At 67.3% G+C, this 25,985-nt stretch carries 25 protein-coding genes; 18 read left to right on the forward strand and 7 right to left on the reverse strand.

Going from position 1 to position 25,985, the window contains the following annotated elements; translation table 11 throughout:
- Nucleotides 1-48 precede the first annotated feature (48 nt).
- The 7 genes from ACZ5IQ_RS14680 to ACZ5IQ_RS14710 are packed head-to-tail and all read left to right on the forward strand — an operon-like array spanning nucleotide 49 to nucleotide 6,293.
- On the forward strand, nucleotides 49-792 hold the full coding sequence (locus ACZ5IQ_RS14680; protein ID WP_110767058.1) for a helix-turn-helix transcriptional regulator: 744 nt from the start codon (nucleotides 49-51) through the stop codon (nucleotides 790-792).
- Nucleotides 789-2,216 (forward strand): Fe-S cluster assembly protein SufB, encoded by a 1,428-nt coding sequence (gene sufB / locus ACZ5IQ_RS14685; protein WP_061000900.1) that lies wholly within the window; start codon nucleotides 789-791, stop codon nucleotides 2,214-2,216. Before ACZ5IQ_RS14680 ends, sufB begins: the two co-directional genes overlap by 4 nt.
- The gene (sufD, locus tag ACZ5IQ_RS14690) at nucleotides 2,216-3,394 is read left to right on the forward strand and encodes a Fe-S cluster assembly protein SufD (RefSeq protein WP_061000898.1); all 1,179 of its coding nucleotides are present in this window, start codon (nucleotides 2,216-2,218) and stop codon (nucleotides 3,392-3,394) included. The genes sufB and sufD overlap by 1 nt, the downstream gene beginning before the upstream one ends.
- A complete protein-coding gene (sufC, locus tag ACZ5IQ_RS14695) occupies nucleotides 3,391-4,161 on the forward strand; it encodes a Fe-S cluster assembly ATPase SufC (protein WP_061000896.1) in 771 nt (256 codons plus the stop codon). The genes sufD and sufC overlap by 4 nt, the downstream gene beginning before the upstream one ends.
- Nucleotide 4,162: 1 nt before the next feature.
- Nucleotides 4,163-5,407, forward strand: a complete 1,245-nt coding sequence (locus ACZ5IQ_RS14700; protein WP_464481392.1) for a cysteine desulfurase — start codon at nucleotides 4,163-4,165, stop codon at nucleotides 5,405-5,407.
- Entirely contained in the window at nucleotides 5,404-5,922 is a 519-nt protein-coding gene (gene sufU, locus ACZ5IQ_RS14705; RefSeq protein WP_464481393.1) for a Fe-S cluster assembly sulfur transfer protein SufU, read from the forward strand. Before ACZ5IQ_RS14700 ends, sufU begins: the two co-directional genes overlap by 4 nt.
- On the forward strand, nucleotides 5,919-6,293 hold the full coding sequence (locus ACZ5IQ_RS14710; RefSeq protein WP_061000889.1) for a metal-sulfur cluster assembly factor: 375 nt from the start codon (nucleotides 5,919-5,921) through the stop codon (nucleotides 6,291-6,293). The genes sufU and ACZ5IQ_RS14710 overlap by 4 nt, the downstream gene beginning before the upstream one ends.
- 6 nt (nucleotides 6,294-6,299) lie before the next feature.
- Here ACZ5IQ_RS14710 and ACZ5IQ_RS14715 read toward each other — a convergent pair whose 3' ends face one another.
- Nucleotides 6,300-6,755: a hypothetical protein gene (locus ACZ5IQ_RS14715; RefSeq protein WP_064858081.1), complete on the reverse strand. Its 456-nt coding sequence runs from the start codon at nucleotides 6,753-6,755 to the stop codon at nucleotides 6,300-6,302.
- 206 nt (nucleotides 6,756-6,961) lie between these two features.
- On the opposite strand from ACZ5IQ_RS14715, the gene ACZ5IQ_RS14720 reads away from it, so the two are divergent.
- The 6 genes from ACZ5IQ_RS14720 to ACZ5IQ_RS14745 all read left to right on the forward strand — a co-directional run bounded on the left by ACZ5IQ_RS14720 (nucleotide 6,962) and on the right by ACZ5IQ_RS14745 (nucleotide 12,041).
- Nucleotides 6,962-7,648, forward strand: coding sequence for a heme peroxidase (locus ACZ5IQ_RS14720; protein WP_135355950.1), 687 nt, complete (start codon nucleotides 6,962-6,964; stop codon nucleotides 7,646-7,648).
- A 69-nt stretch (nucleotides 7,649-7,717) separates the two neighbouring features.
- Nucleotides 7,718-8,818 (forward strand): NADH:flavin oxidoreductase, encoded by a 1,101-nt coding sequence (locus tag ACZ5IQ_RS14725; RefSeq protein ID WP_135355951.1) that lies wholly within the window; start codon nucleotides 7,718-7,720, stop codon nucleotides 8,816-8,818.
- A 45-nt stretch (nucleotides 8,819-8,863) separates the two neighbouring features.
- Nucleotides 8,864-9,229 (forward strand): thioredoxin, encoded by a 366-nt coding sequence (trxA, locus tag ACZ5IQ_RS14730; RefSeq protein WP_061000880.1) that lies wholly within the window; start codon nucleotides 8,864-8,866, stop codon nucleotides 9,227-9,229.
- A gap of 47 nt (nucleotides 9,230-9,276) precedes the next feature.
- The gene (locus ACZ5IQ_RS14735) at nucleotides 9,277-10,107 is read left to right on the forward strand and encodes an enoyl-CoA hydratase (RefSeq protein WP_061000878.1); all 831 of its coding nucleotides are present in this window, start codon (nucleotides 9,277-9,279) and stop codon (nucleotides 10,105-10,107) included.
- A 16-nt stretch (nucleotides 10,108-10,123) separates the two neighbouring features.
- Nucleotides 10,124-11,749, forward strand: a complete 1,626-nt coding sequence (locus ACZ5IQ_RS14740; RefSeq protein WP_464481394.1) for an ABC-F family ATP-binding cassette domain-containing protein — start codon at nucleotides 10,124-10,126, stop codon at nucleotides 11,747-11,749.
- A 97-nt stretch (nucleotides 11,750-11,846) separates the two neighbouring features.
- Complete coding sequence (locus ACZ5IQ_RS14745; RefSeq protein ID WP_029105025.1) at nucleotides 11,847-12,041, forward strand: helix-turn-helix domain-containing protein; 195 nt, start codon at nucleotides 11,847-11,849, stop codon at nucleotides 12,039-12,041.
- Between the two features lie 65 nt (nucleotides 12,042-12,106).
- Here ACZ5IQ_RS14745 and ACZ5IQ_RS14750 read toward each other — a convergent pair whose 3' ends face one another.
- The 3 genes from ACZ5IQ_RS14750 to ACZ5IQ_RS14760 are packed head-to-tail and all read right to left on the reverse strand — an operon-like array spanning nucleotide 12,107 to nucleotide 16,017.
- Nucleotides 12,107-13,828 carry a flavin monoamine oxidase family protein gene (locus ACZ5IQ_RS14750; protein WP_464481395.1) on the reverse strand — a complete coding sequence of 574 codons (1,722 nt, stop codon included), beginning with the start codon at nucleotides 13,826-13,828 and terminating at the stop codon, nucleotides 12,107-12,109.
- A complete protein-coding gene (locus ACZ5IQ_RS14755; protein ID WP_464481396.1) occupies nucleotides 13,825-14,619 on the reverse strand; it encodes a carbon-nitrogen hydrolase family protein in 795 nt (264 codons plus the stop codon). The genes ACZ5IQ_RS14750 and ACZ5IQ_RS14755 overlap by 4 nt, the downstream gene beginning before the upstream one ends.
- Nucleotides 14,620-16,017, reverse strand: a complete 1,398-nt coding sequence (locus ACZ5IQ_RS14760) for an amino acid permease (protein ID WP_371824571.1) — start codon at nucleotides 16,015-16,017, stop codon at nucleotides 14,620-14,622.
- A 215-nt stretch (nucleotides 16,018-16,232) separates the two neighbouring features.
- Here ACZ5IQ_RS14760 and ACZ5IQ_RS14765 point away from each other — a divergent pair, with 215 nt between their 5' ends.
- Entirely contained in the window at nucleotides 16,233-17,543 is a 1,311-nt protein-coding gene (locus tag ACZ5IQ_RS14765; RefSeq protein WP_464481397.1) for a purine-cytosine permease family protein, read from the forward strand.
- Here ACZ5IQ_RS14765 and ACZ5IQ_RS14770 read toward each other — a convergent pair whose 3' ends face one another.
- Nucleotides 17,544-18,143: a helix-turn-helix domain-containing protein gene (locus tag ACZ5IQ_RS14770; RefSeq protein WP_064858075.1), complete on the reverse strand. Its 600-nt coding sequence runs from the start codon at nucleotides 18,141-18,143 to the stop codon at nucleotides 17,544-17,546.
- Nucleotides 18,144-18,231: 88 nt separating this feature from the next.
- Between ACZ5IQ_RS14770 and speB the strand changes: the two genes are divergently transcribed.
- A complete protein-coding gene (gene speB, locus ACZ5IQ_RS14775; protein WP_464481398.1) occupies nucleotides 18,232-19,221 on the forward strand; it encodes an agmatinase in 990 nt (329 codons plus the stop codon).
- Nucleotides 19,222-19,225: 4 nt separating this feature from the next.
- On the opposite strand, the gene ACZ5IQ_RS14780 is transcribed toward speB, so the two are convergent.
- Nucleotides 19,226-19,792 carry a TetR/AcrR family transcriptional regulator gene (locus ACZ5IQ_RS14780; protein WP_061000866.1) on the reverse strand — a complete coding sequence of 189 codons (567 nt, stop codon included), beginning with the start codon at nucleotides 19,790-19,792 and terminating at the stop codon, nucleotides 19,226-19,228.
- Between the two features lie 62 nt (nucleotides 19,793-19,854).
- Nucleotides 19,855-22,677, reverse strand: a complete 2,823-nt coding sequence (acnA, locus tag ACZ5IQ_RS14785; RefSeq protein WP_061000864.1) for an aconitate hydratase AcnA — start codon at nucleotides 22,675-22,677, stop codon at nucleotides 19,855-19,857.
- Between the two features lie 161 nt (nucleotides 22,678-22,838).
- On the opposite strand from acnA, the gene ACZ5IQ_RS14790 reads away from it, so the two are divergent.
- From ACZ5IQ_RS14790 to ripB, 3 genes are all read left to right on the forward strand, one after another.
- Nucleotides 22,839-23,468, forward strand: coding sequence for an Rv1476 family membrane protein (locus ACZ5IQ_RS14790; RefSeq protein WP_464481399.1), 630 nt, complete (start codon nucleotides 22,839-22,841; stop codon nucleotides 23,466-23,468).
- A 237-nt stretch (nucleotides 23,469-23,705) separates the two neighbouring features.
- Entirely contained in the window at nucleotides 23,706-25,139 is a 1,434-nt protein-coding gene (gene ripA, locus ACZ5IQ_RS14795; RefSeq protein WP_464481400.1) for an NlpC/P60 family peptidoglycan endopeptidase RipA, read from the forward strand.
- 16 nt (nucleotides 25,140-25,155) lie between these two features.
- A complete protein-coding gene (gene ripB, locus ACZ5IQ_RS14800; protein WP_064981214.1) occupies nucleotides 25,156-25,878 on the forward strand; it encodes an NlpC/P60 family peptidoglycan endopeptidase RipB in 723 nt (240 codons plus the stop codon).
- Nucleotides 25,879-25,985: the final 107 nt, after the last annotated feature.

The following is a 25,985-nucleotide window of genomic DNA, read 5'->3' on the forward strand; positions in this document are numbered from 1 at the left end:
ACCTTCCTAGATTCGGTTTCTGAATTCCGTCACAATGGTGTTGTGAAATTGCCGTCCGGAGCTCCCGAAGCTGTCGGCACCGCGACCGCGGTGGCGTCGGCAACGGCTGTTTCTGATGGTCACACCCGCTCGGCGATCGTGCAGTTGCTGCTGGAAGGCGCCGTGACCGCGAGCCAGATCGGCGAGCAGCTCGGCATCTCCGCGGCCGGCGTGCGGCGTCATCTCGACGCGCTCATCGAGGCCGGCGACGCCGAATCCAGTGCCGCCGCCGCGTGGCAGCACAACGGCCGTGGCCGCCCCGCCAAGCGCTACCGCCTCACCGCCGCCGGGCGCGCCAAGCTCGGCCACACCTACGACGACCTCGCCGCGGCCGCCATGCGTCAGCTGCGCGAGATCGGCGGTGACGACGCCATCCGGACGTTCGCGCGTCGTCGCATCGACTCGATCCTGTCCGGCGTCACCGCCACCGACGACATCACCGATACCGCGGATCAGGTGGCAACGGCGCTGACGAAGGCCGGCTACGCCACCACGACGACGCCGGTGACGGGCCCCATCGGCGGGGTGCAGATCTGCCAGCACCACTGTCCGGTCTCGCACGTCGCCGAAGAGTTCCCCGAGCTGTGCGACGCCGAGCGCGAAGCGTTCGCCGAGGTGCTCGGTACGCACGTGCAGCGCCTGGCCACCATCGTCAACGGGGATTGCGCCTGTACGACGCACGTTCCCGTCATCCCCGAGCACGCAGTCCACTCGATCCACCCCGCGACCCAAGAAGAAGGAGTGTCGCAATGACGACCACCCCGGAACAGTTGACCCAGGAGGAGACCATTGCCTCCCTGGGCACGTACGGCTACGGCTGGGCTGACAGCGATGTCGCAGGAGCCGCGGCGACCCGTGGGTTGAACGAGGCTGTCGTGCGCGACATCTCGTCGAAGAAGAACGAACCCGAGTGGATGCTCGACTTCCGGCTCAAGGCGCTGCGCATCTTCGACAAGAAGCCCATGCCGCGGTGGGGCAGCGACCTCGAGGGCATCGACTTCGACAACATCAAGTACTTCGTGCGGTCCACCGAGAAGCAGGCCACGTCCTGGGAGGAACTGCCCGAGGACATCAAGAACACCTACGACCGCCTGGGTATCCCGGAGGCCGAGAAGCAGCGCCTGGTCGCCGGTGTCGCCGCGCAGTACGAGTCCGAGGTCGTGTACCACCAGATCCGCGAGGACCTCGAGGCGCTGGGCGTCATCTTCCTGGACACCGACTCGGGCCTGCGCGAGCACCCGGAGCTGTTCAAGCAGTACTTCGGCACCGTGATCCCGTCCGGTGACAACAAGTTTTCCGCGCTGAACTCCGCGGTGTGGTCGGGCGGCTCGTTCATCTACGTGCCGCCGGGCGTGCACGTCGACATCCCGCTGCAGGCCTACTTCCGGATCAACACCGAGAACATGGGCCAGTTCGAGCGGACGCTGATCATCGCCGACGAGGGCTCCTACGTGCACTACGTGGAGGGTTGTACCGCGCCGATCTACAAGTCGGACTCACTGCACTCGGCCGTCGTCGAGATCGTGGTGAAACCCGGTGCGCGCGTTCGGTACACGACCATCCAGAACTGGTCGAACAACGTCTACAACCTGGTCACCAAGCGGGCCCGCGCCGAGGCCGGCGCGACCATGGAGTGGATCGACGGCAACATCGGTTCCAAGGTCACCATGAAGTACCCGGCGGTCTGGATGACCGGCGAGCACGCCAAGGGTGAGGTGCTCTCGGTGGCGTTCGCGGGCGAAGGCCAGCACCAGGACACCGGTGCCAAGATGGTGCACCTGGCGCCGAACACGTCGAGCAACATCGTCTCGAAGTCGGTGGCGCGCGGTGGTGGCCGGTCGTCGTACCGCGGTCTGATCCAGGTCAACAAGGGCGCGCACGGCTCCAAGTCGAGCGTGAAATGCGATGCGCTGCTTGTCGACAACGTGAGCCGCTCCGACACCTACCCGTACGTCGACATTCGTGAGGACGACGTCACGATGGGTCACGAGGCCACGGTCTCGAAGGTCAGCGAGGATCAGATGTTCTATCTGATGAGCCGCGGCCTGACCGAGGACGAGGCCATGGCGATGGTGGTGCGCGGCTTCGTCGAGCCCATCGCCAAGGAACTGCCAATGGAATACGCGCTCGAGCTGAACCGGCTGATCGAGCTGCAGATGGAAGGCGCTGTCGGTTAGTGAGTAATTTGACTGAGGCGACGGAAGGCATCGTCGCCAACAAGGGTGAGCTGTTCACGTCCTACGACGTCAACGCTTTCGAGGTTCCCGGCGGCCGTGACGAGCTGTGGCGGTTCACCCCGCTGAAGCGTCTGCACGGGCTGCACGACGGGTCGGCCGAGGCCACCGGCGCCGCGCGCGTCGAGGTTTCCGAGCGTGACGGCGTCACGGTCGAGACCGTCGGCCGCGACGACGAGCGGCTCGGTCAGGGCGGCGTGCCCGCGGACCGCGTTGCCGCACAGGCGTATTCGTCGTTCGACGAAGCCACGATCGTGTCGGTCGGTCGCGACGTCCAGGTCGCCGAGCCCATCGAGATCGCCATCGCCGGACCGGGTGAGGGCAAGACCGCGTACGGCCATCTGCAGCTGCGGGTCGCCGAGCTGGGCGAGGCCGTCGTGGTCATCGACCAGAGCGGCAGCGGAACCTACGCCGACAACATCGAATTCGTCGTCGGTGACGCGGCCCGGTTGACCGTCGTGTCGATCGCCGACTGGGCCGACGACGCGGTGAACATCAGCACCCACCACGCCACGCTGGGCAAGGACGCCGTGCTGCGGCACGTCGCGGTCACTCTCGGCGGCGACGTCGTGCGGCTGACCTCGCGGACCCGCTACCTGGGTCCCGGCGGCGACGCCGAGATGCTGGGTCTGTACTTCGCCGACGAGGGGCAGCACTTCGAGTCGCGCCTGCTGGTCGACCACGCGGTGCCCAACTGCCGCTCCAACGTGCTGTACAAGGGTGCGCTGCAAGGGGATCCGGATTCGAAGAAGGCCGACGCCCACACCGTGTGGATCGGCGACGTGCTGATCCGCGCCGCCGCCACCGGTACCGACACCTTCGAGGTGAACCGCAACCTGGTGCTCACCGACGGCGCCCGCGCCGACTCGGTGCCCAACCTGGAGATCGAGACCGGCGAGATCGTCGGCGCCGGACACGCCAGTGCCACCGGACGTTTCGACGACGAGCAGCTGTTCTACCTGCAGGCCCGCGGCATCCCCGAGGACCAGGCCCGCCGCCTGGTTGTCCGCGGCTTCTTCGGCGAGATCATCCAGAAGATCGCCGTGCCGGAAGTCCGCGAACGCCTCACCGCCGCCATCGAACACGAACTTGAACTGACTGAAGGACGCAACAACTCATGACCACACTGGAAATCAAGGACCTGCACGTCTCGGTCACCGCGCCCGACGGCGCCGACGTCCCGATCCTCAAGGGCGTCAACCTGACCGTGAAGTCGGGCGAGACCCACGCGGTCATGGGCCCCAACGGTTCTGGCAAGTCGACGCTGTCGTACGCCATCGCCGGCCACCCCAAGTACACCGTCACCTCCGGCTCCATCACCCTGGACGGCGAGGACGTGCTGGAGATGAGCGTCGACGAGCGCGCCCGCGCGGGCCTCTTCCTGGCCATGCAATACCCCGTCGAGGTGCCCGGCGTCTCGATGTCGAACTTCCTGCGTACCGCGGCGACCGCGGTCCGCGGCGAGGCACCGAAGCTGCGCCACTGGGTCAAAGAGGTCAAGACCGCGATGTCGGAGCTGGACATCGACCCGGCGTTCGGCGAGCGCAGCGTCAACGAAGGTTTCTCCGGTGGTGAGAAGAAGCGCCACGAAATCCTGCAGCTGGGTCTGCTGAAGCCGAAGATCGCCATCCTCGACGAGACCGACTCGGGCCTCGACGTCGACGCGCTGCGCGTCGTGTCCGAGGGCGTCAACCGGTACGCCGAGGCCGAGCACGGCGGCGTCCTGCTGATCACGCACTACACCCGCATCCTGCGCTACATCCGTCCGCAGTTCGTGCACGTCTTCTTCGACGGCCGCATCATCACCTCCGGTGGTCCGGAGCTGGCCGACGAGCTCGAAGAGAACGGCTACGAGCGCTACACCACCGCGGCTGCTGCCGAGGCGTGAGATGACGGCGTCAGTTGATCTCGACCTGACGCGAATCAGGGCCGACTTCCCGATTCTCGGCCGCGTCATGCGCGGCGGGAATCAGTTGGCGTACCTGGATTCCGGGGCCACGTCGCAGAAGCCGCTGCAGGTTCTCGATGCCGAGCGGGAGTTCCTGACGACGTCCAACGGCGCCGTGCACCGTGGTGCGCACCAGCTGATGGAGGAGTCGACCGACGCCTACGAGCAGGGCCGTGCCGACATCGCGGCGTTCGTCGGTGCCGACGACGACGAGCTGGTGTTCACCAAGAACGCCACCGAGGCGCTGAACCTGGTGTCGTATGCGGTGGGGGACAACCGGTTCGACCGCGCCATCGGTCCCGGCGACGTCATCGTCACAACGGAGCTGGAGCATCACGCAAACCTGATCCCGTGGCAGGAACTGGCCCGCCGCACCGGTGCCAAACTGCGCTGGTACTCCGTGACCGACGACGGCCGAATCGACCTGGATTCGCTGCAGCTCGACGACCGGGTGCAAGTGGTTGCTTTCACCCATCATTCGAACGTCACGGGTGCGATCGCGCCGGTCGCGGAGATCGTGCGTCGGGCCAAGGCTGTCGGCGCGCTGACCGTGCTGGACGCCTGCCAGTCGGTGCCGCACCAGCCCATCGACTTCCACGCTCTCGACGTCGATTTCGCGGCGTTCTCGGGCCACAAGATGCTGGGCCCCACCGGCATCAGTGTGTTGTACGGACGCCGGGCACTGCTCAACGCGCTGCCGCCGTTCCTCACCGGCGGGTCCATGATCGAGACCGTCACCATGGAGTCGGCGACCTACGCGGCCGCGCCGCAGCGCTTCGAGGCCGGCACCCCGATGACCTCCCAGGTTGTCGGATTGGCCGCTGCCGCACGGTATCTCGACGCCATCGGGATGGCTGCCGTCGAGGCGCACGAGGCCGAGTTGGTGGCCGCGACGCTGGCCGGGCTGACCCAGATTCCGCAGGTGCGGATCATCGGGCCGACCACGACCGAGCACCGCGGCTCGCCCGTGAGCTTCGTGTTGGACGGCGTGCATGCGCACGATGTCGGCCAGATCCTCGACGACGAAGGCATCGCGGTCCGGGTCGGGCATCACTGCGCGGCGCCGTTGCACCGGCGGTTCGGCATCGCCGCGACGGCGCGCGCGTCGTTCGCGGTCTACAACACGCTCGACGAAGTGGACCGATTGGTCGCGGGCGTCAAACGCGCTGTGGAGTTCTTCTCATGAGAATGGAACAGATGTACCAGGAAGTGATCCTGGACCACTACAAGCACCCGCATCACCGCGGGCTGCGTGAACCGTTCGGCGCGCAGGTGCACCACGTCAACCCGACGTGCGGTGACGAGGTGACGTTGCGGGTGACGCTGTCCGACGACGGCGAGACCATCGCCGACATCTCGTACGACGGGCAGGGCTGCTCGATCAGCCAGGCGTCGACGTCGGTGCTCACCGACCAGGTGATCGGCCAGAGCGTCGACGAGGCGCTCAAGACCGTCGGCGCGTTCACCGAGATGATTTCCTCCCGCGGCAACGTCGAGGGGGACGAAGATGTGTTGGGTGACGGCATCGCGTTCGCCGGTGTCGCCAAGTACCCGGCACGGGTGAAATGCGCGCTGCTGGGCTGGACTGCATTCAAGGCCGCGCTCGCCGAGGCGAGCGCCAAAGACACGGCGCTCGCGTTGGCGAGTGCATCGGACACGGCGCTGGCAACGGCCGGCACCAATGCGGAGGACAAGCGATGACTGAAGGCACCCCCGAAGCCACCACCGCGGCCAATGTGGTCGACGACCCCGAACTGCTCGACGCCGTCGAGGAGGCCATGCGCGACGTCGTCGACCCCGAGCTCGGCATCAACGTCGTCGACCTCGGGCTCGTCTACGGCATGACCCTCGAAGAGGGCGACGAAGGCACCGTCGTGAAGCTGGACATGACGCTGACGTCGGCCGCCTGTCCGCTGACCGACGTGATCGAGGACCAGTCCCGGACCGCCCTGGTCGGTGCCGGCCTCGTCAGCGACCTCAAGCTGAACTGGGTGTGGAACCCGCCGTGGGGCCCGGACAAGATCACCGACGACGGCCGCGAGCAGCTGCGGGCGCTCGGCTTCACCGTCTGATTCCCGCTACTGACGTAGTTCGATCACGTTGGCAGACAAGGTGCCGCCGAACGCTTCGAGCGTGCCGACGTTGCAGCCGCCCTTCACCCCGGTGGCTCCGACGCTCAAGTCGTGGCCGCCCGCTGTCTTGGTGTAGGCCGGCGGGGCGGTGACTGTGCTGCCGGGTCGCGCGATCGCGGGTGCGGCGATCTGGCGGCCATCGAGGTAGAAGCGCACGACGATGTCCGAGCACCCGTTGGCGTCATTGGTGAACGATGCCAGCACCTTCTCGGCGATGTGGGCATCGAAGTGGATCGACGGCCTGGCGTTGCAGTCCTGACCGTTCGGCGGCGAACAGTAGCCCCGGACGTATTCCTCGACCACGTCGGCCGCCGCAGCTGGTGCCAGCGCGATGCCCGCGGTGCCGATGCTGCCGATCAACGCCATGGCGACGCCGCCGCAGCGCCGGGTGGATACGAACATGTCGGTCCCTCTCTGCCGGCTGATGAACTCGACGCTAAGGCGGCGAGACCGCCGGGCATATAAGGGAATTCCCTACATTTCGGAAACCGGCGGCTGTGGATAACTCCGGGTTCCGGACCCGCGCCAGGCGTTTCTTGTCGGATGCCTTCTCTAGCTTCCAGCGCAACAGGACCAATCAGGTCCGCTGCGACCGGAAGGCAAACACCATGAACGCTGACATCGAACGGCTGCGGGCCGCGTGCGAACGTGACCTCGACGATCCGGCCGGCTGGCCGGCGCCCGTCGGCTATCCGAATTCCCTGGCGCTCTGCATCATTGATGCCATCTACGCCGCAGGCGCCCGGCACCTCACCGTCGACAAGATCGTCGAGCGGTACCGCAGCTACCGGGCCGGGCAAGGCGGTGACGCCGACACCGACGGCGCACCCGAACTGCTCGCGAACGTCGAGGCACTGGGTGGTTCGGAGCAGTGGGCCGCCCAGATCGGTAATCGGCGGCCGACATCCACCAGGAAAGACGCACCGCTGCGCTCGGTGGCGCTGACGGAGGTCGCGCAAGCCTTTGTCGCACTGGGGATCAGCACCACCGAAGACCTGCGGGTGATCGCCGCGGACCCCGAGTTGGCGAAGGAGGCCAAGCGGGCGTGGTGCGCGATACCCGGTCAGCGCTCGGGCTTCACCTGGCGCTTCCTGCTGATGCTGGCGGAACTGCCCGGCACGGATCCGAGCGTCGCGGGATACGTCGCGCGCGAAATCGGTCGCGACGGCCCGATCGACACCGCGGGCCTGCTCGCCGCCGTTGCCAATGCGGCCGGCTGGCACGCCGATGCGCTGCACCAGGCGATCTGGCGGTTCGAAGCACGCCGCGCACACGAGCTGCCGTCATCGGCATGACAGCAGACAACTGACCGGCAGCCGGGCACCGGCGGAATCGGTTGAGCCGTCACGGTGTTGCATAGGCTCATGACCGTCGATGCATCTGGACTCTTCGCCCCACTGGCCCTGCGGAACCTGACCGTACCCAACCGGTTCGCGATGGCGCCCATGACCAGGCAGGCGTCGCCCGGAGGCGTGCCGGGGCCCGACGTGGCGGAGTACTACGCGCGTCGGGCTGCCGGCGGCGTCGGCCTGATCATCACCGAAGGCGTGCGGGTGGGTGACCCGTCGGCCGCCGGCTCGCCGGACATCCCGACGCTCGTGGGCGCGGCGGCGCTCGACGGCTGGCGCAACGTCACCAGCGCGGTGCACCGCCACGGTGCGACCATCGCCGCCCAATTGTGGCACCAGGGCGCCGAGCGTGGTGACCGCGACGGGGTGGCGCCGGTCAGTCCGTCGGGAGTGAACGGACTGGGCGAGCAGATCGGCCGTGCCCTGGCGGCCGACGAGCTGCCCGCCGTCGCGCAGTGGTACGCCGAGGCGGCACGCAACGCCAAGGAGGTCGGCTTCGACGCCGTCGAACTGCACGGCGCCCACGGCTACCTGCTCGACCAATTCCTGTGGACGAGAACGAATCTGCGTACCGACGAATACGGGGGTTCGGTGCAGAATCGCACCCGCTTCCCGGCCGAGGTCGTCGCGGCGGTGCGTGCGGCGGTCGGCCCGGACTACCCGATCATCTACCGCTTCTCGCAGTGGAAGGGCACCGACTACAACGCCACGCTGGTCGACGACCCGATGCAGCTGCAGGAACTGCTGGCGCCGTTGGTCGACGCCGGTGTCGATGCGCTGCATCCCTCGACCCGTCGCCACTATGTGCCGGCGTTCCCCGACGCCGACCCGGCCCTGACGCTGGCCGGCTGGACCAAGAAGGTCACCGGGACGCCCGTCATCGCCGTCGGTTCGGTGGGCCTGCAGACCGCGTTCCGGTCCGAGAAGCCCGGCCAGGTCATCGAGCCGGGACCGGTGGACCAGTTGGTGGAGCAGTTCGACGCCGGCGAGTTCGACATGGTCGCGATCGGGCGGGCGCTGCTGGCCGATCCCGGTTGGGTGAACCGCCTGCGCAGCGGCACCCTGGACGGGTTCAATGGCTACGACGCGGCCAGTGCGCTGGCACGATTGAGCTGACCAGATACTGGGAACAAGCAGGTACACCGCAATGTTGGGAGAAGCGTGAGCACCAAGGACATCACCGCCGCCGAATTCAACGGCATCATCAGCGACAACGACATCGTGCTGGTGGACTTCTGGGCGTCATGGTGCGGGCCGTGCCGGGCGTTCGCTCCGACGTTCACCGCATCGTCCGAGAAGCACCCCGACGTCTTCCACGCCAAGGTCGACACCGAGGCCGAGCAGGCGCTGGCCTCCGCGGCCGAGATCCAGGCCATCCCGACCCTGATGGCGTTCAAGAAGGGCCAGCTGGTGTTCCGGCACTCGGGCATGCTGGCGGCCAATCAGCTCGACGAGGTCATCAGCCAGATCAAGGAATTCGACATCGACGCCGCGATGGCCGAAAAGGGCGACGGCACCGACGTCTGAGCGCGGCCGAGCACTGCCGGCGGGTGTGACATTGCGCACCCGCTAGCGTGCAGGGCGTGACCGAACAGAACCCACTGGTACTCGTCGACCGCCCGCGCCCTGGCGTGGCCCTGGTCACCCTGAACCGCCCCGAGCGGATGAACTCGATGGCGTTCGACGTCATGGTTCCGCTCAAGGCGGCGCTCGATGACATCACCAACGACAACGATGTCCGCGCGGTCGTCCTGACCGGCGCGGGGCGCGGGTTCTCCTCGGGCGCCGACCACAAGTCGGCCGGTTCGGTGCCGCACGTCGCGGGACTGACCCGGCCGACGTTCGCGTTGCGGTCCATGGAAGTGCTCGACGACGTCATCCTCGCCCTGCGCAAGCTGCACCAACCGGTGATCGCGGCGGTCAACGGAGCGGCGATCGGCGGTGGCCTGTGCCTCGCGCTGGCGTGCGACATCCGCGTCGCCGGCGAGGGCGCCTACTTCCGGGCCGCGGGCATCAACAACGGTCTGACGGCCAGCGAATTGGGCCTGTCCTATCTGCTGCCGCGGGCCATCGGCACATCGCGGGCGTTCGAGGTGATGCTCACCGGCCGGGACATCGACTCGGCCGAGGCCGAGCGGATCGGTCTCGTGTCGCGGACCGTCGCCGACGATCAGCTCCTGCAAACCTGCTTCGACATGGCCGAGCGCATCGGCTCGTTCTCCCGCCCGGGAATTGAATTGACCAAGCGGACTCTCTGGAGTGGACTGGACGCCGGTAGTCTGGAGAGCCATATGCAGGCCGAAGGCCTGGGTCAGCTCTTCATCCGACTGCTCACCGCCAACTTCGAAGAGGCGGTTGCCGCGCGCGCCGAGAAACGACCCGCGGTCTTCACGGACGACAAATGAGCTAGGAGGCAGCTGCGTGATCACCGCAACGGACCTGGAGGTCCGCGCCGGAGCGCGCACGCTGCTGGCCTTCGAGGGCTCCGCGCTGCGGATCCAGCCGGGCGACCGGATCGGTCTGGTCGGCCGCAACGGAGCCGGCAAGACCACGACGCTGCGCATCCTGGCCGGTGAAGGCCAGCCGTATGCCGGGACGGTCGAGCGCATCGGCGAGGTCGGTTACCTGCCGCAGGATCCGAAGGAAGGCGATCTGGACGTCCTGGCCCGCGACCGGGTGCTCTCGGCCCGCGGCCTGGACACCCTGTTGGCCGACCTGGAGAAGCAGCAGGCCATCATGGCCGAGGTGGTCGACCAGGCCGCCCGCGACAAGGCGGTGCGCCGGTACGGCGTTCTGGAGGAACGGTTTTCGGCCCTCGGTGGATACGCCGCCGAGAGCGACGCCGGCCGCATCTGCGCCAGCCTGGGCCTGCCGGACCGGGTGCTTACGCAGCCGCTGCGGACCCTGTCGGGTGGTCAGCGTCGTCGTATCGAACTGGCCCGCATCCTGTTCGCGGCCTCGGAGGGCTCCGGCTCCAACACCACGCTGCTGCTGGACGAGCCGACCAACCACCTCGACGCCGACTCCATCGGTTGGCTGCGCACGTTCCTGCAGAGCCATACCGGCGGTCTCGTGGTGATCAGTCACGACGTCGAACTGCTCGCCGATGTGGTGAACCGGGTGTGGTTCCTCGACGCCGTGCGCGGCGAGGCCGACGTCTACAACATGGGCTGGCAGAAGTACCTCGACGCCCGCGCCACCGACGAGCAGCGCCGCCGCCGTGAGCGCGCGAACGCTGAGAAGAAGGCGGGTGCGCTGCGGGCGCAGGCCGCGAAGATGGGCGCCAAGGCCACCAAAGCTGTTGCCGCGCAGAACATGCTGCGCCGTGCCGAGCGCATGATCGCCGAACTCGATGCTGAGCGGGTGGCCGACAAGGTCGCCAAGATCAAGTTCCCGACGCCGGCGCCGTGCGGCAAGACCCCGCTGATCGTCAAGGGCCTGACCAAGACGTACGGCTCGCTGGAGATCTTCACCGGCGTGGACCTCGCGATCGACCGGGGTTCGCGGGTCGTCGTCCTTGGCCTCAACGGCGCCGGTAAGACGACGCTGTTGCGCCTGCTGGCGGGCGTGGAGACCGCCGACGCCGGCGGCATCGAACCGGGCTACGGCCTCAAGATCGGTTACTTCGCGCAGGAGCACGACACCCTCGACAACGCCGCGACCGTGTGGGAGAACATCCGGCACGCCGCCCCCGACACCGGGGAACAGGATCTGCGTGGCCTGCTGGGTGCGTTCATGTTCACGGGCCCGCAGCTGGATCAGCCCGCCGGCACGCTGTCCGGCGGTGAGAAGACCCGGTTGGCGCTGGCCGGCCTGGTCGCCTCGACCGCCAATGTGCTGCTGCTCGACGAGCCGACCAACAACCTGGACCCGGCGTCGCGCGAGCAGGTGCTCGACGCGCTGCGCAGTTACGCGGGTTCGGTGGTGCTCGTGACGCACGATCCGGGCGCGGCCGAGGCGCTCAATCCGCAGCGGGTGCTGTTGCTGCCGGACGCCACCGAGGACTTCTGGTCGGACACCTACCGCGATCTCATCGAATTGGCGTGACCTGATTCACCGAATCGCCCGCGCCGAGCGAGCGCTGTTCTTACGCTGATTTCCGTCAGCCCGGCATACCGCCGGGGGGAGAGTCAGGGGACCGGCGATGAGGCAATCCAAGGCATCTCGCGACCAGATGATGACCCAGCTGCGTAACGCCTACGAGAGCGGCGCCAGTATCAGGTCATTGGTGGCCACGTCCGGAAAATCCTATGGGTCGGTGCACAGCATGCTGGTGCAGTCCGGCGCGGTGATGCGCAGCCGCGGCGGTCCGAATCACCGCAGCCGCAAGATCGCCTGAACGACCCTGCGGCCCAGCCGCTTTCGCCGTGAACGGATAGTCGCGGCGTAACCCGTTGGTGCGCCTTAGATCTCGTCGGTCAGCCGGACCGGGGCGATCATGTCGAAGAGGTCGCCCGGGCCGGGGTTGGTGGGCGAGGTCGACCCGCCGAACTGGTCCATCACGGCCCACACCGCGTTGAGTGCGGTGGTGATCGCACCCTCCGCCCAGCCCGCCGTCCACGAGATGTCGTCGCCCGCCAGGTAGATGCCACGATGCCGCGCGTCGAGGTCACGCTGCATGAAGTGCGTGTACAACAGCTCCTGGTAGCGGTAGTGGCCCGGAAGGTTCGCCTTGAACGCGCCCATGAAGTTGCGCTCGGTCTCCCATGAGACCGTCTTGGGCGTCTCGATGATGTGGCTGCGGATGTCCACGTTCGGGTAGATCGCCTGCAGTGACTTGAGCATCAGATCCATGCGCTCGGTGGCGCCCAGCGGCACGATCTTCCGGGAGTCGTCCTCCCAGGTGTACGACAGGCAGATGACGCCGGGCTTCTCGTTGCCGTCGGCGTCGAGCCCCTGGTCGAGCAGATAGGTGCCGCGGCTCATCCGGTCGGTCAGCGTCATCGACATGACGTCGCGGCCCTGGGCGTCCTTGTCCTTCCAGAACGGCCGGTCGACCAACACGAAAACCTTCGACGAACCCATGTAGTGCGTCTGCTCGATGGCCGACCACACGTTGGACGGGAACAGGTCGTCGTCGCAGCGAATGTTGTTGAGCAGCATCCACGATTGGGCGGTGACGATGACGGCGTCGTAGGTGCGCGTCTCGCCGTCGGCGTCGGTGATGGTGTAGCGGTTGGGGTGCGTGCGCCGGATGTCGGTGACGGCGCCGCGGGTCCGGCCGCCGTGCAGCGATTCGAGCGAGGTACCGGCGGGCCAGTGGGCGAGGCGCTGCGGGGAGCGCTTCCACAACCGCAGCGGCAGCTGCTGCGATCCGCCGACCACGCCGCGGTGGTTGTCGTCGGCCTCGGTGAGCACCACGCGCAGGATTTCGAGCATCGAGCTCGGGTAGTCGGTGTCCCAGCCGCCCGTGCCGAAGCCGACCTTGCCGAAGATCTCACGCAGCTCGAACGACTTGAAGTGGTGCGACTTGGTCAGAAAGCCCCAGAACGTCTCGTCGTCGAGTTCGCGAACGAGCTTGCCCCAGGCGGACTTCAGGGCCTGGGTGTCGCGTTCGCGGATGGCGTTCTGGATCGCGTGCAGGTCGGCGCCGTCCTCGAGCGTCTTGCGCCAGGCGTCGGCGACGTCGGTGAAGGCCTGCGGCAGGTCGGCGAGTTTCTCGGCGTAGTACGTCTGGCCCTTGAGGTCGACGACGGTGCTGGGGGTCGCGGGGCCCAGCGGGTTCGGGAATTCGATGGTCTCGATGCCGACCTTGTCGAAGTACCGGTACAGCGTCGTGGACGTGGGTGGGAAGCGCATGGCGCCCATTTCGGCGACCGCGTCCGGGGCGTGCTCGAACGGGATGGACCGCATCCGGCCGCCGATCTGATCCGCCTCGTACACAACGGGTTTCAGGCCCATCTTCATGAGTTCGTAGGCGGCGGTGAGGCCCGCGCAACCGGCGCCGACGATCGCGATCTCGGTGCCGTGGCGGTCGGCAGGGATCGCGCCGAGGCCGTCGGCTGAGGACACGTAGTCGTCGTACGCGAACGGGAAGTCGGGACCGAACATCGTGATCGGCTTGTCGGACGACCGTGGTCCGGTCTCCGACAGCTGCGTCTCTTCGGTGGGCTGGGGGACGGTCATCGGGTCTGGTTCTCCTGGTAGAGATCTCGGCGGCGATCGCCGAGATGGGTGTTGACGGCGCGGGACACGGCCACCGCGTCGGGATCGATGTGGGTGACGAGGAGGTCCTCGGTCCGGCCGGCGCGACACAGTTCGGTCGTGTCGGGCGCGATGGTGCAGCTCAGTCCGCAGTACTCGAGGCCGTTCTCGAAGCCCGTGCGGTTGACGTACGACAGGAACAGCTGGCTCTCGTAGGCGCGCGCCGGAACGATGTGCGTCGCAACGAAACTCCACGGCTCCATGAGCCCGGTGGGGACGACGAGCCACTGGGTGCCGGCGTCGGCGTGCGCGCGGGCGTTCTCCGGGAATTCGATGTCATAGCAGATCAGCAGTCCGCAGGTGACGCCGTCGAGTTCGAACTGCGCGACCCAGTCGGCGCCCGGGGTGAAGAACTCGCGGTCGAAGCCATACAGGTGGGTCTTGCGGTAGTTGGCCAGGGCTGCACCGTCCCGGTCGACGACCTGGACGCTGTTGTACGGCTTGCCTTCTGCGACCTCGGGATACCCGTAGACGAGGGCGATCCCGTTGTCGCGCGCGATGTTCCGGACAGCCTGGAAGATCGGGCCGTCTGCGGACTCGGCGCGGGCGGCGATCTCGGTGCTGATGTTGTAACCGGTCGCCGACATCTCGGGCGTGACGAGAATCCGGCAGCCCGCATCGGCGGCCCGCCGCGCCGCCGCGGCGATGGCCTTGAGGTTCTCGGCGACGGTCCCCGATTCCTGCGGGCCTTGGAACATGCCGACGGTGATCATCTACGCGACGTCCACGCGCAGCTTGGACTTGCGGATGCTGTAGCCGAAGTACACCGCCAGGCCGAGGGCACCCCAGATGCCGAACGCGATCCACGTCGCGACGGGCAGGGCCCACATCAGGTAACAGCAGAACAGGAAACCCAGCACCGGTGCGACGGGGAACAGCCGCAGGCGGAACGTGCGATGCAGGTCGGGGCGCGTGCGCCGCAGGATGATGACGGCGACATTGACCAGCGCGAAGGCGAAGAGGCAGCCGATCGAGGTGGCGTTGGCCAGCTCACCCAGCGACACGAAACCGGCGAGCAGTGACACGACGACGCCGCAGATGACGATGTTCCAGGTCGGCACGAAGGTCCGCGGGTTGATCTTGGCGAACAGCGCGGGCACCAGGCCGTCGACGGCCATGGTGTACAGGATGCGGGTCTGACCGTACTGGACGGCGAGGACGACGCTTGCGATGGCGATGACGGCGCCGATCGACAGGATGATGGCCGGCACATTGCTGCTGGTGATGCCGCTGAGGGCGACGGCCAGGGTGGCGCCTTCGTCGGCGCTGAACTTGGTCCAGCTCATCGCGCCGAGGGCGGCCAGCGCCACGGCGAGGTACAGCACCGTGACGATCAGCAGCGAGGCCATGATGGCGCGCGGCAGGTCCCGCTTCGGGTCCTTGGCCTCGTTGCCCGCGGTGGATGCAGCGTCGAACCCGATGTACGAGAAGAAGACCTGCGAGGCGGCGGCGGAGACGCCGAGGAAGCCCAGCGGCATGAACGGCGTGAGGTTGCCGGCCTTGAACGCCGTGAACGCGACGGCGCAGAAGAACACCAGCACGACGCATTTGAGGATGACCATCGCGGTATTGACGACGGCCGACTCGGACGCGCCCCGCAGCAGCAGTATCGAGGCGAGGACCACGATCGTGATGGCCGGCAGGTTGATGACGCCGCCTTCGCCGGGTGCGCCGGTGACGGCGGCGGGCAGCTCGATGCCGAACAGCTGGTGGAGCAGCGTGTTGATGTAGCCGCCCCAGCCGACGGCGACGGCGGCGACCGAGACTCCGTATTCGAGCATGAGGCACCAGCCGCACACCCAGGCCCAGAACTCGCCCAGGGTGGCGTACGCGTAGGAGTAGGAGCTGCCGGAGACGGGGATGGTGCCCGCCAGTTCGGCGTAGGACAGCGCCGAGAACAGCGCGGTGACGGCGGCGAGGATGAACGACAGCAGGACTGCCGGACCGGCTTTCGGCACGGCGGCGCCGAGGATGACGAAGATTCCGGTGCCGAGCGTCGCGCCGATGGACAGGGCGGTCAGATGGATGAAGCCCATCGAGCGCTTGAGGTGGGGGCCGTCCGGGGTTTCGTTGGCGGCGACGATGTCGTCGACGGATTTTTGTGCGCTCATGGCGCGCAGGATGCCCGGCCGTGGGGCCTCGGTGATGGCCAAGTGGAGCTCCGTGGAGAGGAGGGCGCCACGAGATTTGTGACTCGCGCAACAGAGTGCGGTACGTCACTCCCATCTGTCAACATGTGGAGTGAGCTAAGAAACAATTGTTGCCTTTGGCGACAGTGAATGCCTACTCTGAGGCCAGTGATCTGAGCCACATCAAAGGGGATGCCATGGCAGGTGCAATCGAGACCCGGTCCATCGACTGGATCCCGACCGGGGAACGCAGGGGCAAGGTGCACCACCAGGCGCCGTTCTGGTTCACCGGGAACTTCGTGCTGACCACGATGGTCACGGGCTTCCTCGGGCCGGCCAACGGCCTGTCCGCGGGATGGTCGGTGCTGGCCGCGGTCGCCGGCGCCTGCTTCGGGACGCTCTTCATGTGCTTCCACGCCAACCAGGGCCCCTCGATGGGTCTGCCGCAGATGATCCAGTCGCGTGCGCAGTTCGGCTCGCGTGGTGCGCTCGTCCCGTTCGTCGCCGTGATCTTCGTGTACATCGGCTTCAACGTCTTCAACACCATCCTCGCCACGTCGGGCTTCAAGACGGTTTTCGCGGGCCCGAACTGGCTCTGGTACCTCGGGCTGATGGTGGCGGCCATCGTCATCGCCGTCGTCGGCTTCGACCTGATGATGGTCGTGCAGCGGTGGCTGACATACCTGCTGATCGTCGTGTTCGGCGTGCTCACCGTCTACGCGTTGTCGACCCTGCACCTGAATGCGGCGGTCCCCGACGGCGGCAAGTTCTCGCTGACGGTGTTCCTGATGCAGTTCGCGGCGGCGGCCGGATACCAGATCTCGTATGCGGTGTACGTGTCCGACTACTCGCGCTACCTGCCGGAGAACACCTCGGCCAAGCACGTCATCTGGTGGACGTATCTGGGTGCCGCGGGTTCGTCGGTATGGCTGATGTCTCTGGGTGCGGTGCTGGCGTCGATCGCGCTGGTGACCATCATGTCCGTCAACGCCTACGGCGCGAGCCTGACGAGCATGAGCGCACTGGACGCCTTCCGGCCGATCACGCCCACCGTGCGCCTGCGGGTGCTCGGCATCGCGCTGACGTCGTTGGTCGCGTTCGTCGTCGCGCTGTCGCTGCCCGAGGGTTACCTCGAGTCGTTCAACACGTTCGTGCTGCTGATGCTGTACTTCCTGATCCCGTGGACGGCCGTCAATCTGGTCGACTTCTATTTCGTTCGGCGCGGCCACTATTCGATAGTCGACATCTTCCGGCCGGACGGGATCTACGGCCGGTGGTCGTGGCGCGGACTGGCGGCGTACCTCATCGGCATGGTGTCGATGGTGCCCTTTGTCTCACTGCACTTCCACGAAGGTCCGATCGCCAAGCTGCTTGGGGGAGTGGACATCTCGTTCATCGTCGGCCTCGCGGTGTCCGGGCTGGTGTACTACGTCCTGACCCGTGGCGTGGACCTGGCGCCCGAGCATGCCGCCGTCGAGCGCAGCCGCCAGGAGCTGACTGCCGCCTAGCTATTCGGCGGCCTCGGCCAGCCGCCGCTGCGTCAGCGCCGGGGTCAGCACCCATAACACCTTCGCGCCGGACTGCGCGTCGGCGTGGAAGGCGTGCGGACGGTCGGCTTCGAAGGTCAGGGCGTCGCCCGCATCGAGGGTGATGCGGCTGCCGTTGCCCTCGACGAAGTCGATGTGCAGCCGGCCTTCGGTGACCATGGCGAACTCCACCTCGGCCGGCAGCGAATAGGTGTCGCTCCCGCTGCCGCCGCCGGGCGCGATGTCGCTCAGCAGGACCTGGAATCGGCGCTCGCCCGTCGGTGTCAGCTGGAATTCGGTCATCCGGGTGCCGCCGAACTCGATGGGCGGGTATTCGCCGGCGCGGACCACCTCGCCGACGGGGGTCTCGTCGAACAGGGAACCGACCTGGAGTTCGAGTGCGTCGCAGATGCGGATGAGTGCGGCGACGGACGCGTTGGACTGGCCGCGTTCGACCTTTGACAGGTAGCCCTTGGTCACGCCGCTGGCGGCGGCGAGCTCGTCGAGGGTCATGCGCTTGGCGCTGCGGGCGGCCTTCAACCGGGCAGCGATCGTTAGTTGCGTTGCCGGCGAACCGCCCACGATTTCCTCCTAGGAAACAAAGGTTGACAATAATTCTACTGCCGGAAACAATGAGACCCAAGCCACACGCCACGACTTTGGAGAACTGATGAGCTTCGACCGGTACATCACGACCACCGCGCCCGACGGCCGCGAGATCATCGGCCAGGTCGATGCGAGCCGGTTCCCGCGCTACGCCGAGCCGGCCACGTTCGCCCGGGTGCCGCGCCTGGACCAGGTGTCCGCGCCCGACGTCACGATCCTCGGCGTCCCGTTCGACACCGGCGTGTCCTACCGCCCGGGCGCGCGCTTCGGCCCGGGCCACATCCGCGCCGCGTCCAAGCTGCTGCGGCCCTACAACCAGGCGCTCGACGTGTCACCGTTCGCCAATCAGCAGGTCGCCGACGCCGGCGACATCGGCGTCAACCCGTTCAACATCAACGAGGCCATCGAGACCATCGACACCGAGGTGACCGCGCTGCGCAAGGACGGCAGCGCCGTGCTCACACTCGGCGGTGACCACACCATCGCGCTGCCGATCCTGCGGTCACTGCACCGCGACCACGGCCCCATCGCCGTGCTGCATTTCGACGCCCACCTCGACACCTGGGACACCTACTTCGGCGCCGCCTACACCCACGGCACGCCGTTCCGCCGGGCCAGCGAAGAGGGCCTCATCGACATGGAGCGGTCGCTGCACATGGGTATCCGCGGGCCGCTGTACAGCAAGAAGGACCTCGAGGACGACGCGATCCTGGGCTTCCAGGTGATCCGCTCCGACGACTACCAGGTCGACGGCGTCGCGAGCGTGCGGGAGCGCATGGTCAAGCGGCTGGCGGGCGGTCCGGTCTACGTCTCGGTGGACATCGACGTGCTGGACCCGGCGCACGCGCCCGGCACCGGGACGCCGGAGGCCGGGGGACTGACGTCGCGCGAACTGCTGCATTCGCTGCGTTCGCTGACCGGTCTGAACGTGGTGGGCGCCGACATCGTCGAGGTGTCCCCGGCGTACGACCACGCCGAGCTGACGGGCATCGCCGCCGCACACGTCGGCTACGAGCTGCTGTCGGTGATGAGCGCGAACCGCGGAAAGGGTTGAGCCGCTAGGGCTTTCGGCGGACCGATGCCTCGACGATGTCGAGGACGGCCGCCAGATCCTCGCCGGTCTGCCCTGAGGCCAGCCGCGCGATGAGGCCGTCGAGCACCAGGTCGAGATAGATGTGCAGCACTTCGGTGGGCACGTCGTCACGCAGCGTGCCGGCGGCCTTCTTGCGCTCCAGGCGCGCGATGGTGGCCTGGTTGAGTTCCTCGTAGCGCTGCTGCCACTCGGCGCGGAACTCGGCGTCGGTGCGCAGCCGGCGGGCGATCTCCAGCCGGGTGCCCAGCCACTGGTAGTTCTCCGGCTTGGCCAGCATGTTCCGCATGACCTGCACGAGGCCGTCCTTCTCGACGGTCTCGGCCATCCGCTCGCCGTCTTCCTCGGCGAGCGCGAAGAACAGCGCGTCCTTGTCGCGGAAATGGTGGAAGATCGCGCCGCGCGACATCGCGGTGGCTTCTTCGAGAAGCCGCACCGTCGCACCTTCGTACCCGAACTCGGAGAAACAGCGTCGGGCGCCGTCGAGGATCTGCGCTCGACGGGCGGCGAGATGATCGTCGCTGACTTTGGGCACCAGGACTCCTACCGGCGTTCGGTTGGGCAGCCCGGGGGCTGCCCAACCGAATCAGCCAGTTGTCAGGCCTCGCTACCCGACCGCAGCATGTTGCGCAGCACGTACTGCAGGATGCCGCCGTTGCGGTAGTAGTCGGCCTCACCGGGGGTGTCGATGCGGACCACGGCCTCGAACTCGACCTTGGTGCCGTCCTCCTTGGTGGCGCTGACGTGCACGGTCTTCGGCGTCTTGCCGGCGTTGAGCTCCTCGATGCCGGTGATGTCGAAGGTCTCGGTGCCGTCCAGGCCCAGCGACTTGGCGCTCTCGCCGGCCGGGAACTGCAGCGGGATGACGCCCATGCCGATCAGGTTCGACCGGTGGATGCGCTCGAACGACTCGGTGATGACGGCCTTGACGCCGAGCAGCGTCGTGCCCTTGGCGGCCCAGTCACGCGAGGAGCCCGAACCGTATTCCTTGCCGCCCAGCACGACCAGCGGGATGCCGGCCTTCTGGTAGTTCATGCACGCGTTGTAGATGAACTCCTGCGGGCCACCCTCCTGGGTGAAGTCGCGGGTGTAGCCACCCTGCGTGCCCTCGAGGCCGATGGTGTCCAGGATGCGGTTCTGCAGGCGGATGTTGGCGAAGGTGCCGCGGACCATGACCTCGTGGTTGCCACGACGGCTGCCCAGCGAGTTGTAGTCCTTGCGGGCCACACCGTGCGCGTCCAGGTAGTCCGCGGCCGGGGTACCCGGCTTGATCGGGCCGGCCGGGCTGATGTGGTCGGTGGTCACCGAGTCGCCCAGCAGCGCCATGACGCGCGCGCCCTTGATGTCCGTGACGGGCGCGGGCTCCATCTCCATGCCGTCGAAGTACGGCGCCTTGCGGACGTAGGTCGAGGCGTCGTCCCACGCGAAGGTGTCGCCGTCCGGGGTCGGCAGGTTGCGCCAGTTGTCGTCGCCCTTGAACACGTCGGCGTAGGACTTGCGGAACATGTCCTGGCTGATCGCGCTCTTGATGGTGTCGTCGATCTCCTGGGCCGACGGCCAGATGTCACGCAGGAAGACGTCGTTGCCGTCGGTGTCCTTGCCGAGGGAATCCGTCTCGAAGTCGAAGTCCATGGTGCCGGCGAGGGCGTACGCGATGACCAGCGGCGGCGAGGCCAGGTAGTTCATCTTGACGTCGGGGGAGATGCGGCCCTCGAAGTTGCGGTTACCCGACAGCACCGCGGTGACGGTCAGGTCCTCTTCGTTGACGGCCTTGGAAATCTCCTCCGGCAGCGGGCCGGTGTTACCGATGCACGTGGTGCAGCCGTAGCCGCCCAGGTAGAAGCCCAGCTTCTCCAGGTAGGGCCACAGGCCGGCCTTCTCGTAGTAGTCGGTGACGACCTGCGAGCCCGGGGCCATGTTGGTCTTGACCCACGGCTTGCTCGACAGGCCCTTCTCGACGGCGTTGCGGGCCAGCAGGGCGGCACCGATCATGACCGACGGGTTGGAGGTGTTGGTGCAGGAGGTGATACCCGCGACCGCGACGGCGCCGTGGTCGAGGATGAACTCGCCGCGCTCGCCCTTGACCCGGATGGGCTTGCTCGGGCGGCCCTCGGAGCCGTTGGCGGCGGACTGGACGTCGACGGCACCGTCGTCCGCGAAGGACAGGGCGGCCGGGTCGGAAGCCGGGAACGACTCCTCGACGGCCTCGTCGAGCTTGGTGTGGTCGGCCGGGTGCTGCTCCTCCACGTAGTTGTGGATGTCCTTGCGGAAGGCGATCTTGCTCTCCGACAACAGGATTCGGTCCTGCGGGCGCTTCGGGCCGGCGATGGACGGCACGACCGTCGACAGGTCCAGCTCGAGGTACTCCGAGAAGGCCGGCTCGCGGTCGGCGTCGTGCCACATGCCCTGGGTCTTGGCGTAGGCCTCGACCAGCGCCAGCTGCTCGTCGGTGCGGCCGGTCAGGCGCAGGTAGTTGATGGTCTCTTCGTCGATCGGGAAGATCGCACAGGTCGAGCCGAACTCGGGGCTCATGTTGCCCAGGGTGGCGCGGTTGGCCAGCGGCACCTCGGCGACGCCCTTGCCGTAGAACTCGACGAACTTACCGACGACGCCGTGCTTGCGCAGCATGTCGGTGACGGTCAGCACCACGTCGGTGGCGGTCACGCCCGGCTGGATTTCGCCGGTCAGCTTGAAGCCGACGACGCGCGGGATCAGCATCGAGACGGGCTGGCCCAGCATGGCGGCCTCGGCCTCGATACCGCCGACGCCCCAGCCCAGCACGCCCAGGCCGTTCTCCATGGTGGTGTGGCTGTCGGTACCCACACAGGTGTCGGGGTAGGCCTGGCCGTTACGGACCATCACGGTGCGGGCCAGGTACTCGATGTTGACCTGGTGGACGATGCCGGTGCCCGGCGGGACGACCTTGAAGTCGTCGAAGGCGCCCTGGCCCCAGCGCAGGAACTGGTAACGCTCGGCGTTGCGCTCGTACTCGAGGGCGACGTTCTTCTCGTAGGCGTCGGCGGTGCCGAACACGTCGAGGATGACGGAGTGGTCGATGACCATCTCGGCGGGCGAGAGCGGGTTGACCTTGTTCGGGTCGCCGCCGAGGGCGGTGACGGCCTCACGCATGGTGGCCAGGTCGACGACGCAGGGCACGCCGGTGAAGTCCTGCATGATCACACGGGCCGGGGTGAACTGGATTTCGATGCTCGGCTCGGCCGACGGATCCCAGTTGGCCAGCGCCAGGATGTGATCCTTGGTGATGTTGGCGCCGTCTTCGGTGCGCAGCAGGTTCTCCGCAAGCACCTTGAGGCTGTAGGGAAGCTTCTCGGTACCCGGAACCGCGTCGAGGCGGAAAATCTCGTAGCTGTTTTCCCCGACAACGAGCGTGTCACGGGCTCCAAATGAATTGCTGCTCACATCAACTCCCGGCTAGATCTCGCCGCGACGGGCTGTGTCAGCGGCGCGTTGCTACCCTAACAGTACGCTTGTCCTATGAGCGCCCAGGGGGTGGCTACAGTCTTGTCGGGTTCCGGGTGCGCCGTCAGGGAGTTCGGCGAAATTCCAGTACCGTTTGCCGCGTGACAACTTTCGCGGCATTCATTCCGCCGGACGTCTGCGCCACGGTCGGGCAGGACCCGGCCAAGACCCCTGTCGACGTGTGCATGGCGACTGTGATCACGCAGGTGCGTGACGGTGGGGTCAGCGCGCCGGGCATCGCGCCCTCCAAGACGCCGGCCACGCCGCAGGAAGCGAAGCAGGCCGCCGAGGCCGCGCAGGAGGCCGCCGCCCTGCGTCAGGTCGTCGCCGACGCCCACGCCAAGGGCATCGACCTCAAGATCGTGGTGCTGCCGACCAGTCCGGGCATCGACACCCCGCTGCGTGACATCGCCGCGGACGTCGGCCGGGTGTATCCCGAGTCGACCGTGCTGACCCTCAGTCCCGGCTTCGCCGGCTCGGTCAGCCCGACTTATGACCGGTCGCTGTTGGAGGCCGGTCAGGACCTCGCGAAGACGCCGAGCGTTGTGCAGAACTCGAAGAATTTTGTGAGCCAGCTGGAAACGCCGATATTTCCCTGGACGTCGTTCACTGTGGTGGTCATCCTCGGCGTGGTAGCGGCTGCCGTCGGCACCCGGTTTCTGCAGGTCCGGGCCCGGAAAGCGGCCGCAGCTGCGGCGCCGCAGGACGCCGTCGCGCCGGCATCTCGGTAGCTGCGCGCGGGGCGCCGCGAATTCGAATATCACTATTCGGTCACACCTTTTTCAATTACAACGGTGTGGTTTGTTACTAACGTTTCATTTGTGCAACCTGTGACGTACGGTGCAGTTGGTACCGCATGTTGCAGTTGTGATGATTTGTGATTTCTGCGACTTACGGGACCAACGGATCGAGCCCGCTTCTGCCTTAGGCGGGCACCAGCGCGCTGGAGCCTTAGGAGACCTGAGTCAATGGGACGCAGCATTCGCCCCTTTAGCGGTGGGCTGGCCACCCGGCTGGGCAGTCGCGTCGGCACCGGGTCGCTCGTGTTCGGTGTCATGACCGCGTCCGTGTTCGCCTCCGGTATCGCGTCGGCGCAACCCGGCAGCAGCGAGATCGCCGCCCTCGTCACCGATCTCGCCAATGCCAACCAGAAACTGCAGGACCTCGGCGCCGCCATCCAGACCCGGCAGGAATCGGTCAACAAGGCCATCGCCGACGTGCAGACCGCCCGGGACGACGCCGCGACCGCCCAGCAGGACATCGACACCAGCCAGACCGGTCTGAAGGACGCCAACGCGGCCATCGCCGCCGCCCAGGCGCACTTCGACAAGTACGCCGAGGCGGCGTACATCAACGGGCCGTCCGCGTCCTACCTGACCGCGACCGATCCCGGCGAGATGATCAACACTGCCGCCACCGGCCAGGCGCTGACCATCAGCTCGCAGGAGGCCATCGCCGATCTGCAGCGCAGCCGCACCGAACTGGCCAACCGCGAATCCGCTGCCCGCCTGGCCAAGCAGAAGGCCGACCAGGCCGTCAAAGATGCCCAGGCCAGGCAGGACGACGCCGTCAGGGCCCTGACCGACGCCCGGACCACGTTCGCCGACCAGCAGACGCAGCTGGACCAGCTGGTCAGCCAGCGCGACGCGGCGCAGGCCAAGCTCAGCGCGGCGCGCACGCAATGGGCGGCGAGCGCCCCCGCGTCCGGAACTCCCGCGGCCGACCCCGGCCGGTATGCCGCCAACTGGGACGGCGCGCCCGCCGCGGCCGGCCCCCGCAAGTGGGACGACGGCGGCTGGGACCCCACCCTGCCCAAGATCCCGAGCGCCAACATCCCCGGTGACCCGATCGCCGTCATCAACAACGTGCTCGGCATGACCGCGACGTCGGCGCAGGTCACCCAGCAGATGGGCCACAGCTTCCTGCAGAAACTCGGCCTGGTGCCCGCCACCGTCACCAAGTCGGGCTACACCAACGGCGCCATCCCGCGCGTCTACGGCAAGCAGGCCTCGGAATACGTGATCAAGCGCGCCATGTCGCAGATCGGCGTCCCGTACTCCTGGGGCGGCGGCACCGCCGCCGGTCCCAGCACGGGCATCGACTCGGGTGCTGGCACCGTCGGCTTCGACTGCTCGGGTCTGATCCTCTACGCCTTCGCCGGAGTCGGCATCAAACTGCCGCACTACTCCGGCAACCAATATGAGGCGGGCCGCAAGATCCCGACCTCGCAGGCCCGCCGCGGGGACGTCATCTTCTACGGCCCGGGTGGGAGCCAGCACGTGACCCTGTACCTCGGCAACGGGCAGATGCTCGAAGCGCCCTACACCGGTTCCAACGTCAAGGTGTCGCCGGTGCGAACCAGCGGCATGACGCCGTACGTGATCCGCTACATCGAATACTGATACAGGGGTTATTGCATTGCAGGGCAAGGAATTTCACCGGAGAGACCTCCTCGCGGGCGTGGGCGCGCTGGCGCTGGCGCTCGCGTTCGGGCCTGCGCCGAGTGCGGTTGCCGAGCCCGACGGCGGGTGGGACCCGACACTGCCCATGCGGGCCAGCTCCGGCGCCCCCGGTGACCCGGTGGCCATCGCCAACGCGACGTTCCAGGCCAGCCAGCTCGCCCTGCAGACCACCCAGAACCTCGGCCAGAGCTTCCTGTCGAGCCTGGGCCTGGGCGGCAAGCCGAGCGGCGGTGGCGGTGGCAGCGCCACGATGATGCCGGGCGGCCGCGTCGGCGGTAAGCAGGCCATCGAATACGTCATCCGGCGCGGCGGCTCCCAGATGGGCGTCCCGTACTCGTGGGGCGGTGGCACCCTGACCGGTCCCGGGCCCGGCGTGGACTACGACGCCGGCAAGATCGGCTACGACTGTTCGGGTTTCACGCGCTACGCCTACGCGGGTGTCGGCGTCCAGATTCCCAAGTACTCGGGCGACCAGTACAACACCGGCCGCGCGATCCCGCCGTCGCAGGCCAAGCGTGGCGACCTGATCTTCTACGGCCCGGGTGGCAGCCAGCACGTCACGATCTACCTCGGCAACGGAAAGATGCTCGAGGCGTCCGGCAGTGCCGGCAAGGTGACGGTCAGTCCGGTCCGGACGGCCGGCATGTCGCCGCACCTGTCGCGCATCATCGAGACCTGATAATCACCTAAGTCCGTCGTGGCAACGTCGACGGATACGCAGCCGCCTGGAATAGTTGACTCCGGGCGCGCCGCTATATTGGCGGCTACCCGCTAGACCAGCGATTT

The sequence above is a fragment of the Mycobacterium toneyamaense genome (genome assembly GCF_055384815.1).